Below are 13,856 nucleotides of genomic sequence, written 5' to 3'. Positions count from 1 at the left end.
GAAAGATCATGTATCCCTTGCCTGATGACTCCGCAGCTTCAGGCACAGACACTTGCTCCACTTCATCATTCCTTTGGTAAGACTTTTTAGCCACCTCACTTTTGTGCGGTGGCTTTTTTTATGAATTAAATTTCATGTTCATTTTGGCGGATGGTCAATTTCCGAGGATTTTCTTATCGGCATTAATGATATGAAAACATACTCGAGCCAACTTACTCACTCCCCGGTTCGGTTGACAGAATCTTCACAAACTCCCTTATCCGCTCACAGGCCTTTGCCAGTTGTGCTTCCCCCACGGTAAATGACAAGCGGACAAAACCCTGAGCCGGCTCGCCAAACGCTGCGGCATCCAGCACCGAAACCTTGGCCTCGCGGTACAGGCGCCAGGCGAAATCCAGAGAACTCAATCCAGTGCCGCGCACGTCCAGCAGCACGAACATACCGGCATCGGGTTTTAGCACCGAAATGCCGGGGCAATCGCTGAGCGCACTCACCACCAGATCACGTCGACGCTGATAGACATCGCGCATACTCGCCGTGACTTCATCGTGGGCGATGACGGCTGCCAACGCCGCTTCCATGACAAAGCCGGGCAGCCCGTAGAGCATGCTCAACAGCAGGGTTTCAGCATGGGCGACCAACGTCGGCTCAGCGACGATCCAGCCAATTCGCCAGCCTGTCATGGCGTGGGATTTGGAGAGACTGCCAATCACCACACAGCGTTTTTCCATGCCCGGCAGGCTCGCCAGGCTCTGGTGCTCGCGCTCGTAGCACAGGCTTTCGTAGACCTCATCGACCACCACCCACAGATCATGGGCGATTGCCAGATCAGCGATCGCTTGCAGTTCTTCGAGCTCCAGGACCACGCCGGTGGGGTTGTTCGGGTTGGAGAGGAAGATCGCGCGGGTACGCGCAGTGATCGCCGCTTTCAATCGCGGCGCATTCAGGCGAAAGCCGCTGTCGGCATTACACTCGACCCGCACCAGCGTCGCGCCGGAAGCTTTGAGGGTCGCTTCATAGGTGACGTACATCGGGTCCAGGGCGATGACTTCGTCGCCTGCTTGCAACAGGCACATCGAGGCCACGAACAAGGCGTTCTGCGCGCCTGCCACGGTGATGACATTTTGCGCCTGCACCGGCCAACCCAATCGCTCGGCATAACGCTGGGCGATGGCCCGACGCAGTTCCGGACGGCCAGCGATGTCGGTGTAATGGCTGTCACCCGCGCGCAGTGCAGTGACGGCGGCTTGAGTGATGAAATCGGGCGTGGCGAAGTCGGGATCGCCGACGCTGAGAATGATCACATCCTCGCCCGCACGCTGTGCGTCGCTGGCGGCGTAATGAATGTCCCAAGCCGCAACGCCCTTTCCGGAAATTCGTTCGACCAGCGGGGAAAAGCGCATGCCAGAGCCTCTTTAAAGATTGGATACCGCGTTGGGGGTGGCACCAACAGATAGGAAGCGGCCAACATAGTGCAAGCCCAACGGCGGTTCAACCTCAAGGGCCGACTGTAAGCACACCTGAAACTCTGAGGGCCCGATGAGTTACCGAGATATAGGTCACACGCTACACCCGTGGGAGCGGACCTGTCCGCGAAGAGGTCCGTGCAGGCGCTACTAATCTGGCGTCCCGAACACAACCTTCGCGAACAGGTTCGCTCCCACATTGGAGCTGCGGCGCTGCTGATTTTTCGGCTTTACACAAACCCGTGGGAGCGGACCTGTCCGCGAAGAGGTCCGTGCAGCCGCTACTAATCTGGCGTCCCGAACACCGCCTTCGCGAACAGGTTCGCTCCCACATTGGAGCTGCGGCACTGCTGAGTTTTTCGGCTTTACACAAACCCGTGGGAGCGGACCTGTCCGCGAAGAGGCCCGGGCAGGCGCTACTAATTTGGCGTCCCGAACACAGCCTTCGCGAACAGGTTCGCTCCCACATTGGAGCTGCCGCGCTGCTGATTTTTTCGGCTTTACACAAACCCGTGGGAGCGGACCTGTCCGCGAAGAGGTCCGGGCAGCCGCTACGAATCTGGCGTCCCGAAACCAGCCTTCGCGAACAGGTTCGCTCCCACATTGGAGCTGCGGCGCTGCTGATTTTTCGGCTTTACACAAGCCCGTGGGAGCGGACCTGTCCGCGAAGAGGTCCGTGCAGCCGCTACTAATCTGGCGTCCCGAACACCGCCTTCGCGAACAGGTTCGCTCCCACATTGGAGCTGCGGCGCTGCTGATTTGGTCGTCTGGCAAAAGCCCTGTTGGGTCAGGGTGTGCTGCTGACAGCGCGGCAACTGGACGCCGGGGACCGCCAAAAACCTCATTGGCCGGGATGTCACAAATCAAACCGGTCGACCACCCGGCGGCGCTCGTTGTCATCGCGCATGTCGTACCCCACCGTGGTGGAGATGTTGGTGTGGTGCGCCAGTTTCTGCGCGATGGCCAGGTCATGTTCTTCGATGACCCGGGTGATAAACGAGCGGCGAAAGTCGTGGGGCATGATCTCGACGCCGACCTGGCGCCCGCGCTGCTTGGCGATGAAGTAGATCGCGTGCTTGGTGATGCGCTCGCGGGTGATGTGGCTGCCGCGACGGATGCGGTTGAACAGAAACGCATCGTCCTGCACCCCCTCCGGCAGACTCGCGCGGCGCAACGTCAGCCAGTCATTCAGGGCATCGAACGCCCACACCGGTGCATATTTGATCAGTTGTCGATTGCCCTTGCCGGTGACACGCAGGCTGCGCTCCTCGAAATCCAGCTGCGCCAGATCCAGGTTCACCGATTCGGACTTGCGCATGCCCGAGCCGTACAGAATCGCAATCAAAGCGGCGTCGCGTTTGCCCTGCGGCCTGGGGTCGGCGGCGCAGACTTCCATCAATTCCTTGATCAGCGTGCGTCGGATGTTTCTGCCCCGACCTAACCGCGTGCCGGCAATGGCTTTGATCGAGCGAATCTTCAGCAGCTGCTCGTGGCTGATCAACTCTTGGCGCCACGCTTCATTCATGACCCCGCGAATCGCGTTGACGTACAGCGAAGAGGTGTTGGGTGCGTAATTGTCATCGCGCAGCGTCGACACCAGCGCCGTGACGTGGCCTGGCTGCAACTGATGCCAAGGGATGTGGTGCAAATCGATGTCGACAAAACCCAAGCGGTCGGCCGCGTCCTGCAACACGTACTTGATGGTCAGCCGACTGGAGGGGGCCAGACGCGCCAGATACAGCGTCAAAGGCGCTGCAACGTTGGGCATGAGCGGCGCGGCGCTGCCCGCCAAGGCGGGATCGACAGCCGGAGACGGGGATGTATCGCGAAGGAAATCGGCAGGTTTATCTGACACGTTCGTTGGGCGCTCCGGTGACGGCGAAGGCTCTGAAATGGCCTTTTGCGACGCTTGAAACCACAACTCTACACCACAGCTCCAGCGATTAATCAACCCGATTTGAGGACCCGGCAAGCCAACGTCCTGACCGAGTGATCCGCATTTATTGTCTGGAATCGTCAGGCGCTTTCTGGTCTAGTAGCGCGCGTATCGTTCAGAACGTTACCGCGATTGCCCTGCCGTTCAACCTGCTGCACAGCTCACCGCCGCAAAGATAATAAGGTGCCCCGATGTCTGCCCAACGCTTCAAGATTGCCCTGACTTCCTTCGCCGTTCTGGCTTGCTTGACGACTGCTACCCTCGCCCTTGCCCACGCTCACCTTGAGAGTCAGTCGCCCGCCGCCGACAGCGAAGTGACCTCGCCCAAAGAGCTTCGCCTGAACTTCTCGGAAGGCGTCGAAGAAAAATTCAGCAAAGTCAGCATTCGCCTCGACGGCCCGGGCGACAGCACTGAAATCGTCGCTGCGCAGAGCATCGCCACTGACCCTGCCGACAAGAAAATCCTCATCGTCACCCCTGCCGTGCCCTTGACGCCTGGCAACTATAAGGTCGAGTGGCACGCCGTGTCAGTCGATACTCATAAAAGCGAAGGTGTGTACCACTTCAAGGTAACCCCTTAACGCCATGCACGAAGGATTGATCCTGTGCCGATTCGTGCATTTCGGCGCGGTGTTGCTGCTGTTCGGGATTCGTGTCTTCGGCCTGCTGTTCAACATGCAGCGTGCCGGCATCGAAAACAGTCCCTTGGCATTGCGGCTCGACCGCATCAATCTGACCCTGGCTTTGGTGGCGTTAGTCAGCGCAGTGGCGTGGCTGATGTTGACGGCGGGGAGCATGGCTGGGGATTGGCGCGACGCGCTGGATCCCGACACTCTCGCTCTGGTCCTGAGCAGCACGTTCTTTGGTCGGGTCTGGATCTTCCATCTGGCGCTGGCCGTGCTGGTGCTGTTGGGCGCGATCAGCACGCGCCGAAGTGCGGCGGCGCTGCACACGGTTTTTCTCACGTTACTACTGTTTACCTTGGCACCGGTTGGTCATGGCGCGATGTTCGACGGGGTTCAGGGGCAACTGCTGATCCTCAACCAGATCATCCATCTGAGCGGGGTCGGCACCTGGCTCGGCAGCCTGCTGATGCTGGCGCTGCTACTCACGCCCCCCCAACCTTTGGACATTCGGCAGATGCTTCTACGCTTCAGCGGCATCGGCTATGTGCTGGTGGCCGTGATTGTAGCGACCGGTCTGGTCAATGTTCGCGCGCTGAGTGGCGCATTCTGGCCAGAACCTGCGTTTGCAGGCTTTGGTCTGGTGCTGGCGGTGAAGACCGCTATGGTGCTGGCGATGCTGCTATTGGCGGCCGCCAATCGGACACTCGCCCGTGGGCATTCACTCAACGTCCAGGCGCTGCGGGTCAGTGTGTTGCTGGAGTGCACATTCGGAGCACTGGCGCTGGCAGCGGTCTCGCTGCTGGGCACGTTGCCGCCCATGCTGATGGGATGAATGGCAGATGCGCGGAATTGAATCGCAAGACTCGGAGTTTCTGTTCACTGCTGAGCGAATAATCTGAGTAGCATCAGTCTTCAGAGGGTATGCAGCCATGGCACGCGCCAGATCCGTCTCTAATCCCGAGCTTGTTGAAAACGATCCGCGCTGGCGAGCGATCGTCGCGCGGGACGCCTCTTTACAGGGCCAGTTCGTCTATGGCGTACGCACCACCGGTATTTATTGCCCACCCGGCAGCACCGCGCGCCTGCCCCGGCCGCAGAACGTCGAGTTTTTCGACACGCCTGCTGAAGCAGAGGCGGCGGGTTATCGCCCTAGCCAGCGCGCGACGGCGGTACAAGCACGGCTGGGCGGACAACACGCCGCACTGGTCGCCCTCGCCTGCCAGCACATCGCCCAAGCGGAGAACGTCCCCAACCTGCACGATCTGGCCGAACAGGCGGGATTGAGTCCGTGGCATTTCCACCGGGTATTCAAAAGCGTGACGGGCCTCACGCCCAAGGGCTATGCCGCTGCCCACCGCGGACAGAAGATGCGTCAGAAACTGGCCGATAACGGCTCGATTACCGACGCCATGTATGACGCCGGTTTCAACTCCAACAGCCGTTTCTATGAAACGTCCGACAAGTTGCTGGGGATGACGCCGACGGATTACCGCAAGGGCGGCACCCGGAACGAGATCCGCTTTGCGGTGGGTGAGTGTTCGCTGGGGTCGATTCTGGTGGCGCAAAGCGCGCGCGGCGTCTGCGCGATTCTGTTGGGCGATGATCCGCAGCAGCTGGTGCGTGATCTGCAAGACAAATTCTACAGCGCCACGCTGGTCGGCTGTGACACGGCGTTTGAGCAGTTAGTGGCGACGGTGGTGGGTTTTATCGAAGCCCCCGGCGTCGGCCTGAATTTACCCCTCGACGTCCAAGGCACGGCGTTTCAGCAGCGGGTCTGGCAGGCCCTGGCGCAGATCCCTTCGGGCAGTACCGCAAGCTACGCCGAGATCGCCGAGCGCATCGGTGCACCCAAATCGTTTCGGGCAGTGGCTCAGGCCTGCGGTGCCAATTGGCTTGCAGTGGCCATTCCGTGTCATCGGGTGGTGCGCAGCGATGGCGGGCTGTCCGGGTACCGCTGGGGTGTTGAGCGCAAACAAGTGCTGCTTGAGCGTGAGGCGCAGGCTCAATCGACGTCGGACATCCAGGATTGCTGAGGCGGTGAACCAGTCGGTAACAACTTTGAACGGTAGGAAATGCCTGAGCGGCTAGCCTTTTTTGACTCAGACACCGAGTCAAAAATGGAACGAGCCTAATGGACGAGATTTACATACAGGGCGTGAACACGTCTGACGCCCCTACCTTTTGGCTGATCGCCAATCAACTCAATGCGCGTACCGATGCGCAGCGCCTGCACTACATTCAAGCAGGCTTCCCGCCCGGCTGGGTCAAGGCGACGCGCGAGGCGTTCAGGCTTACACCCAGGCGCCTTGAGCAATTGCTCAACGTTTCGACGTCTACGCTCGAACGCCGGCAGCGCGACTCGCAGCCTCTTGATGTGGTGGCTTCCGAACGCTTGGACCGACTCGCGAACGTCGCCCTCCAAGCCGCCTCGGTGCTGGGGGACTATGGCGTCGCCAGTCGGTGGATGGTGAGCAGTCATGCAGCCTTAGGCCACCAAACGCCCATCCGTCTGTGCGAAACCGAAATCGGCGTGCGTCAGGTTCGTCGTCTACTGCGGGCGATGGTCGAACCTAGCGCTGGGTATCAACTACCAGCCGGCCGCGAACCGTGCCATCCAGCAATTGCCCAGCCACTGCAATCGCCTCACTCAGGCCAATCTCGTGACTGATCAACGCCAGTAACTCCAGATTCAGATCCACGCCCAGACGTTCCCAGGCCTCGATCCTGTCCTGATAAGGCCGCATGACGCTGTCTACCCCGGCCAGCGTCACGCCCCGCAAGATGAAAGGCGCGACGGAACCGGGAAACTCCATGCCCTGCGCCAGCCCGCACGCCGCGACGGTGCCCCGGTAACGCGTGGTGGCGCAGACGTTGGCGAGGGTGTGACTGCCGACAGAATCAATCGCGGCAGCCCATCGCTCCTTGCCTAACGGCCGATCCGGTTCCGATAAGGTGGCGCGGTCGATGATGTCGGCGGCGCCAAGTTGTTTCAGGTAGTCGCTCTCGTGGAGGCGCCCGGTGGAGGCCACCACGTGATACCCAAGCTTGGCCAGCAAGGCGATAGCGAAACTGCCGACGCCGCCATTGGCACCGGTCACCAGCACTTCGCCTCTGTCCGGGGTCAGGCCGTTTTTCTCCAGCGCCATGATCGCCAGCATCGCCGTATAGCCCGCTGTGCCAATCGCCATCGCTTGCGCAGCGGTGAAGGCTTTGGGCAGCGGAATCAGCCATTTGCCGTCTAGCCGAGACTTTTGCGCAAGCCCGCCCCAATGTCCCTCGCCGACGCCCCAGCCGTTGAGCAGCACCGCATCCCCCGGCTTGAAATCCGCGTGGCTGCTGCTTACGACGGTACCCGCCAGATCAACGCCCGGTACCATCGGAAACTTTCTCACCACCGGGCTTTTGCCAGTGATCGCCAAGGCGTCCTTGTAGTTGAGAGTGCTGTAGGCAACGTTGACCGTGACGTCGCCCGCAGGCAGGTCAGCCTCGTCAAGTGCAGTCAGGCGTGCGTGATAACCACTGTCGTCTTTGTCAATCAGGATGCCGTTGAACATGGTTGCCTCCGATATAGACCGGTCGTCTAGAAATAGTTTGAGCGGCGCCCGGCGCAAGCGTCAGCGAGGGAGACCGCGAAGAAATCCTGTGATGAAGGTATTCAGAGGCGCATCGCTTTGCACCAGACGTGCGCGCAGTACAGCGCCTTCCCAGCCAATCCAGAAGTACGCCGCGAGTTCGGCGCAGTCAGCGTTGGCGGGCAGTTCACCCACGCTCTTGGCCTGTTCGAAACAGTGTGCGAGGCGGCTTTGCCAGGACAGGAAAATCATCTCCAAGTGCTCACGAAAACCTTCGGGGAGCATGCTGACTTCCTGCCCCAGGTTGCCCACCAGACATCCGCGCTTGAAATCATGTCGCGCCATGCTGGCCCTTGAATGCTGGACAAAACCGGCCAGTCGCTCCAGCGGCGAAAGGGTTTCATCGAGCAGCCATCGATCCAGCCTCCGTGCAAAATAGTGCGCGTAGCTGTCCAGCACCACACGGCCGAAGGCTTGCTTGCTGGCGAAATAGTGATAGAACGAACCCTTCGGCACGCCGACGCGCTTGAGGATGGCATCAATGCCGGTGGCGGTGAAACTCTGCTCGGTGAGCACTTCCACACCGCAGCGTACAAGTGCCTCGCGGGTGTCGGAATGCTCGCGATCCACCTTGGGTGGACGGCCGGGCCTGCGTGGGATGGGAATGATTTCAGTCATGGGGCTGGATATTAGACTGATCGTCTATAAAATCCAGTTCGACCAAAGATTAACTGCATAACCTTGTAGGAGTGAGCTTGCTCGCGATGGCGGTTTATCAGTAGCTGATGCGTCGGCTGGTCTAACGCTATCGCGAGCCAGCTCACTCCCACAGGGGTTGGCCAATGACAATTCACTTTTAGGAGACTGCCCATGATCGCCTGGCCCGACACGCGCCTGCTCAAACTCTTCGACATTGAGCTCCCACTTCTTCAAGCGCCCATGGCGGGCGCCAGCGGTTCCGCCATGGCGATTGCTGTCGGCAATGCCGGTGGTTTGCCATCGCTGCCCTGCGCCATGTTGAACGCCGATCAGATACGTGACGAAGTCAGCCTGATCCGCCAGCACACCCGGGCGCCGCTGAACCTGAACTTCTTCTGTCACGTCAGCCCCGCCACCAACCCACAAGCAGACGCCGCCTGGAAAAACCTGCTGCAGCCCTACTATCAAGAATTGGACGCAGACTTCGATGCGCCGACGCCGGTGTCCAATCGCAGTCCGTTCGACGCCGCCGCCTGTGTATTGGTTGAGGAGTTGAAGCCTGAAGTAGTGAGTTTTCACTTTGGCCTGCCGGACGCATCACTGGTTGCGAGAGTGAAAGCCACTGGCGCGAAGATCATCTCTTCGGCCACCACTGTCGAGGAAGCGATCTGGCTGGAAGCCAATAGCTGCGACGCGATTATCGCCATGGGCTATGAAGCGGGCGGGCATCGCGCAATGTTCCTCAGCGATCAACTGCACACTCAGGTGGGGACGATGGCGCTGGTGCCGCAGATTGCGGATGCGGTCAACGTGCCAGTGATTGCTGCGGGCGGTATTGCCGACGGGCGCGGCATCGCGGCGGCGCTCATCCTCGGCGCTTCAGCGGTGCAGATCGGCACGGCTTATCTGTTCTGCGCGGAGGCGAAAGTGACTGCGCTTCATCACAAGGCCCTGCGTGCCTCCACCGACAGCCAGACCGCCCTCACCAACATTTTCACGGGTCGGCCTGCGCGGGGCATCGTCAATCGGATCATGCGTGAGCTCGGCCCGATCAGCCCACTGGCACCGCATTTCCCCACCGCAGGCGGCGCACTCATGCCACTGCGCGCCAAAGCGGAACCCCAAGGAGACGACGGCTTTCAAAATCTGTGGGCCGGGCAAGCCGTGGGGATCAAGCACGAACTGCCCGCTGGCGACCTGACGCGCAAGCTGGCGATTGAAGCGCTGGAGAAGCTTGGCAGGCATTGAATTGCTTTGAGTTGTCGTGGCCGTTCGCCCTTTTGATATTGAGTTGCTACGAGTTGTCGCGGCAATACCGCTTTTGATTCTGGCCGAAGGCCGTAGGAGTCCGGCTTGCCGACGATCTGCCGGGCACCGGCAGCAAACCCTGCGGACTCGGTACATCAGGTGAATCAAGGCCGCGCAAAAGGGACCGCTTCGCGCTCCATCGCGGGCAAGCCTCGCTCCTACGCCTTCGGCAGAAGCGGAAGCGGAAGCGGAAGCAGAAATCCAGCGCGCTGGAAATCTATGCTTCCTTGAGTCGCCCAGTCGCTATATATTTCGGTTCATAGCGATTGGCCTGCTTTGGCCACCTCCCCCCATGACCTCAAACAACAGTCCGGAGCTGCTAGATGCGCGCCAACGCCCTTCGCGTCACCTTCAAAACCCTTGCGCTTGCCATCGCCGTCACCTCGGCGGGCAACGCCTTCGCCGATGAAGTACAAGTGGCAGTCGCCGCCAATTTCACGGCCCCGATTCAGGCCATCGCCAAGGATTTCGAAGCGGACACCGGTCATAAACTGGTGGCCTCCTTCGGCGCCACTGGCCAGTTCTATACCCAGATCAAAAACGGCGCGCCATTTGAGGTGTTCCTTGCTGCCGACGACACCACCCCGGCCAAGCTTGAACAGGAAAACGAGATCGTCAAAGGCTCGCGCTTCACCTACGCGGTCGGCACGCTGGCGCTGTGGTCGGCAAAAGAAGGCTACGTCGACGACAAAGGCGCAGTGCTGAAGAAAAACGAATTTCAACACCTGTCCATCGCCAACCCGAAAGCCGCGCCGTATGGTCTGGCCGCCACCCAAGTGCTGGAAAAACTCGGCCTGACCGACGCCACCAAACCGAAAATCGTCGAAGGCCAGAGCATCGCCCAGGCGTATCAGTTCGTCTCCACCGGCAACGCCGAGCTGGGGTTTGTAGCGCTGTCCCAGGTGTACAAGGACGGTAAACTGAACAGCGGTTCGGCGTGGATCGTGCCAGCCAACTTGCATGAACCGATCAAGCAAGACGCCGTCATCCTCAACAAAGGCAAAGACAGCGCTGCCGCCAAAGCCTTGATGGAATACCTCAAGGGGCCGAAAGCCGCTGCGGTGATCAAGTCCTTCGGGTACCAACTGTAAATGCAACTGGGCAGTGCCGACCTTGCGGCCATCTGGTTGACGCTGAAACTGGCGTCGCTGACCACCGTGATTTTGCTGATCGTCGGCACACCCATCGCGTTGTGGCTGGCCCGCACAAATTCCTGGCTCAAAGGGCCGATCGGCGCGGTGGTGGCGTTGCCGCTGGTGTTGCCGCCAACGGTGATCGGCTTCTATCTGTTGCTGCTGCTCGGCCCTAACGGCGCACTGGGCCAACTGACTCAAAGCCTCGGGTTGGGCACCTTGACCTTCAGTTTCACCGGGCTGGTGATCGGCTCAGTTTTGTACTCGATGCCTTTCGTGGTGCAGCCGCTGCAAAACGCGTTCGTGGCCATTGGCACACGGCCGCTGGAAGTGGCGGCCACTCTGCGCGCCGGTCCTTGGGACACTTTCTTTTCCGTGGTATTACCGCTCGCCAGACCCGGCTTCATCACCGGCGCCATTCTCGGCTTTGCCCACACCGTGGGTGAGTTCGGGGTGGTGCTGATGATCGGCGGCAACATCCCGGACAAGACGCGGGTGGTCTCCACGCAGATCTTCAATCACGTCGAATCCATGGAATACCTGCAAGCGCACTGGCTATCGGGCTTCATGCTGGTGTTTTCATTCCTGGTTCTGTTGGCGCTTTATACCAGCGGCAAGACCAAAGCCGGCTGGAGCTGAGCCTGTGACCTTACCCATCGACATCCGCCTGCAAGTGGACTTCAAAGACTTTGCACTGGACGTAGATCTCTCGCTGCCCGGTCGTGGCGTCAGTGCGCTCTACGGCCACTCCGGCTCCGGCAAAACCACCTGCCTGCGCTGCATCGCCGGGCTGGAAAAGGCCGCCAACGGCCTGATCCGCATCAACGGTGAAACCTGGCAGGACAGCGCCAAGGGCATATTCATCCCGCCGCATAAACGCTCGCTCGGCTACGTATTTCAGGAAGCCAGCCTGTTCCCGCACCTCACCGTGAAGGGCAATCTGGAATTCGGCCTGCGGCGCATTCCGGCTCAAGAACGGCGCGTGCAACTGGAACACGCCAGCGAACTGCTGGGCATCGATCACCTGCTGGCGCGTGAGCCCGGCAAGCTGTCCGGCGGCGAGCGTCAGCGGGTGGGTATCGCCCGCGCCCTGTTGACCAGCCCGAAAATACTGCTACTGGATGAACCGTTGGCAGCGCTGGATTCCAAGCGCAAAAGCGAAATCTTGCCGTATCTGGAGCGCCTGCACGATGAGCTGGAAATCCCCATGCTCTATGTCAGCCACTCTCAGGATGAAGTAGCGCGGCTGGCTGATCACTTGGTGTTGCTCAGTGAGGGCAAAGTGCTCGCCAGCGGCCCTATCGGCGAGACCCTGGCGCGGCTCGATCTGCCGCTGGCCATGGGCGACGATGCCGGTGTGGTCATCGAGGGCACTGTCAGCGCGTACGACTCGCACTATCAACTGCTGACCGTGCGTTTGCCCGGCAGTGAGCTGACGATTCGCGTGGCGCACTCGCCGCTGCAACCGGGCAAACTGTTGCGCTTTAAAATTCAGGCGCGGGACGTCAGCCTTAATCTGCAGCCTGATGAGCACAGCAGTATTCTCAATCGTCTGCCAGTCACTATTGTCAGCGAAGTGCCGGCCGACAACGCAGCCCATGTGCTAGTGAGGATGGACGCTGGCGGCACGCCTTTGCTCGCGCGCATCACTCGGTTCTCCCGGGACCAGTTGCAACTGCATCCCGGCCAGCAGCTCTGGGCGCAGATCAAATCGGTGGCGCTGCTCGCCTGATCACCCGCCAGGCATGTAATGAGCCCTGCGTTAAATTCTCGGCACGACTGGAAACGACGGCGGTCAATCACAAGACCAGCCCTCAGGACAATTCGTCATGCCCGATTCCGACGTCATCGCTCAGCTTCCCAAAGACTTGCACTACGTCGATGACAGCCAGCCCGGTTTCAGTCGTAAAGTCCTGCGCGGCAAATTTGCCTATTTCGACAAGGCCGGCGAGCGCATTCGCGACGAAGCAGTGATCAAGCGCATCAACCTGCTGGTTATACCGCCCGCCTACACCGACGTCTGGATTTGTGCCGATCCGCGCGGCCATTTGCAGGCCACCGGCCGTGACGCCAAGGGCCGCAAGCAGTATCGATACCACCCGCGCTGGCGCGAGATCCGCGACGAAAACAAGTACTCGCGAATGATTGCCTTCGGCATCGCGCTGCCCAAAGTGCGCAAGCAACTGGAAGCGCAGCTCGCTGTGCCAGGCATGGGCCGCGACAAGGTAATGGCGACAGTTGTGTCGTTGCTCGACGCCACGCTGATCCGCATCGGCAATACCCAATATGCCCGGGACAACCGCTCTTACGGCCTGACGACGCTGCGCAACAAACACGTGGACGTCAAAGGCAGTGAGATCCTTTTCCAGTTTCGCGGCAAGAGCGGTGTCGAGCATCAGATCAGCGTCAAAGACCGCCGACTGGCCACCATCATCAAGCGCTGCATGGAGTTGCCGGGCCAGAATCTGTTTCAGTATCTGGACGATGACGGCCAGCGGCACACGGTGTCGTCCTCGGACATCAACAACTACTTGCACGAACTCACCGGCGCGGACTTCACCGCCAAGGACTACCGCACCTGGGCAGGCAGTGCTTTGGCCTTGGCAACGCTGAGCAAGCTGGACTGGCAACCTGCAGCTGACGCCAAAAAGCACATCGTCAGCATGATCAAGGCCGTCTCGCAACAACTGGGTAATACGCCTGCCGTGTGCCGCAAATGCTATATCCACCCGGCGGTGCTGGAAGGGTTTCTCGTGGGGGACCTGCACAAGCTGCCACCCTCGCGACAACGAAAGGGCCTGCGGCTGGAAGAAGTTGCGCTGGCGAACTTCCTCAAGGGGCTGCAAGCCCAGCTCGAAAAACAAGCGAGCTGAACGCTCTCACTTCGAGCCCTTTCAGGCTCGGAATTTTGAATATCCAATACAGGAAAAATCCCATGGCCCATGACAAGCACGACCAGCGCGGCGAGAATCTCAACGATCCGCACGCCAGACCTGCCGACATCGCCGACCACGAAGACCGCGTCGATGAAACCCGCCAGGAGCAAACGCAGACTGGCGGCAAGCATGACGACCAAGGCCATACCCCGAAAATTCCCAGCGCCGACTGAAGCGCCT

13 protein-coding genes and 1 pseudogene are annotated in these 13,856 nt (G+C 60.2%); 10 read left to right on the top strand and 4 right to left on the bottom strand.

The annotated features are described in order from the left end of the window. Positions 1-227: 227 nt before the first annotated feature. Together ACWKWM_RS03255 and ACWKWM_RS03250 are read right to left on the bottom strand one after the other, a co-directional pair. A pseudogene (locus tag ACWKWM_RS03255) lies at positions 228-1,403 on the bottom strand (pyridoxal phosphate-dependent aminotransferase); the annotation flags it as partial. Positions 1,404-2,322: 919 nt separating this feature from the next. After that, positions 2,323-3,234: a site-specific integrase gene (locus ACWKWM_RS03250; protein WP_483844980.1), complete on the bottom strand. Its 912-nt coding sequence runs from the start codon at positions 3,232-3,234 to the stop codon at positions 2,323-2,325. A gap of 359 nt (positions 3,235-3,593) precedes the next feature. Here ACWKWM_RS03250 and copC point away from each other — a divergent pair, with 359 nt between their 5' ends. From copC to ACWKWM_RS03230, 4 genes are all read left to right on the top strand, one after another. After that, complete coding sequence (gene copC, locus ACWKWM_RS03245) at positions 3,594-3,983, top strand: copper homeostasis periplasmic binding protein CopC (RefSeq protein ID WP_483844726.1); 390 nt, start codon at positions 3,594-3,596, stop codon at positions 3,981-3,983. A 4-nt stretch (positions 3,984-3,987) separates the two neighbouring features. After that, the gene (gene copD, locus ACWKWM_RS03240) at positions 3,988-4,860 is read left to right on the top strand and encodes a copper homeostasis membrane protein CopD (RefSeq protein ID WP_483844725.1); all 873 of its coding nucleotides are present in this window, start codon (positions 3,988-3,990) and stop codon (positions 4,858-4,860) included. A gap of 97 nt (positions 4,861-4,957) precedes the next feature. Next, complete coding sequence (ada, locus tag ACWKWM_RS03235) at positions 4,958-6,061, top strand: bifunctional DNA-binding transcriptional regulator/O6-methylguanine-DNA methyltransferase Ada (RefSeq protein WP_483844724.1); 1,104 nt, start codon at positions 4,958-4,960, stop codon at positions 6,059-6,061. Between the two features lie 98 nt (positions 6,062-6,159). Next, positions 6,160-6,696, top strand: coding sequence for an antitoxin Xre-like helix-turn-helix domain-containing protein (locus tag ACWKWM_RS03230; protein WP_483844723.1), 537 nt, complete (start codon positions 6,160-6,162; stop codon positions 6,694-6,696). On the opposite strand, the gene acuI is transcribed toward ACWKWM_RS03230, so the two are convergent. Then, positions 6,599-7,582: an acrylyl-CoA reductase (NADPH) gene (gene acuI / locus ACWKWM_RS03225; RefSeq protein WP_483844722.1), complete on the bottom strand. Its 984-nt coding sequence runs from the start codon at positions 7,580-7,582 to the stop codon at positions 6,599-6,601. The two genes, ACWKWM_RS03230 and acuI, sit on opposite strands and share 98 nt — an antisense overlap. 60 nt (positions 7,583-7,642) lie before the next feature. After that, the gene (gene acuR, locus ACWKWM_RS03220; protein WP_483844721.1) at positions 7,643-8,278 is read right to left on the bottom strand and encodes an acrylate utilization transcriptional regulator AcuR; all 636 of its coding nucleotides are present in this window, start codon (positions 8,276-8,278) and stop codon (positions 7,643-7,645) included. Between the two features lie 192 nt (positions 8,279-8,470). On the opposite strand from acuR, the gene ACWKWM_RS03215 reads away from it, so the two are divergent. The 6 genes from ACWKWM_RS03215 to ACWKWM_RS03190 all read left to right on the top strand — a co-directional run bounded on the left by ACWKWM_RS03215 (position 8,471) and on the right by ACWKWM_RS03190 (position 13,849). Next, the gene (locus ACWKWM_RS03215) at positions 8,471-9,547 is read left to right on the top strand and encodes an NAD(P)H-dependent flavin oxidoreductase (RefSeq protein ID WP_483844720.1); all 1,077 of its coding nucleotides are present in this window, start codon (positions 8,471-8,473) and stop codon (positions 9,545-9,547) included. A gap of 383 nt (positions 9,548-9,930) precedes the next feature. Then, positions 9,931-10,698: a molybdate ABC transporter substrate-binding protein gene (gene modA / locus ACWKWM_RS03210; protein ID WP_483844719.1), complete on the top strand. Its 768-nt coding sequence runs from the start codon at positions 9,931-9,933 to the stop codon at positions 10,696-10,698. Continuing rightward, a complete protein-coding gene (gene modB, locus ACWKWM_RS03205) occupies positions 10,699-11,379 on the top strand; it encodes a molybdate ABC transporter permease subunit (RefSeq protein WP_483844718.1) in 681 nt (226 codons plus the stop codon). Between the two features lie 16 nt (positions 11,380-11,395). Beyond that, entirely contained in the window at positions 11,396-12,472 is a 1,077-nt protein-coding gene (modC, locus tag ACWKWM_RS03200) for a molybdenum ABC transporter ATP-binding protein (protein ID WP_483844979.1), read from the top strand. Positions 12,473-12,569: 97 nt separating this feature from the next. Then, entirely contained in the window at positions 12,570-13,613 is a 1,044-nt protein-coding gene (locus ACWKWM_RS03195; RefSeq protein ID WP_483844717.1) for a DNA topoisomerase IB, read from the top strand. Positions 13,614-13,675: 62 nt separating this feature from the next. After that, positions 13,676-13,849 carry a hypothetical protein gene (locus ACWKWM_RS03190; RefSeq protein WP_483844716.1) on the top strand — a complete coding sequence of 58 codons (174 nt, stop codon included), beginning with the start codon at positions 13,676-13,678 and terminating at the stop codon, positions 13,847-13,849. The last annotated feature ends 7 nt before the right edge of the window (positions 13,850-13,856 follow it).

Source organism: Pseudomonas rosaeacicularis (assembly GCF_057128745.1).
Note: the sequence above shows the minus strand (reverse complement) of the source record. Positions and strands in the feature narration are given on the sequence as shown.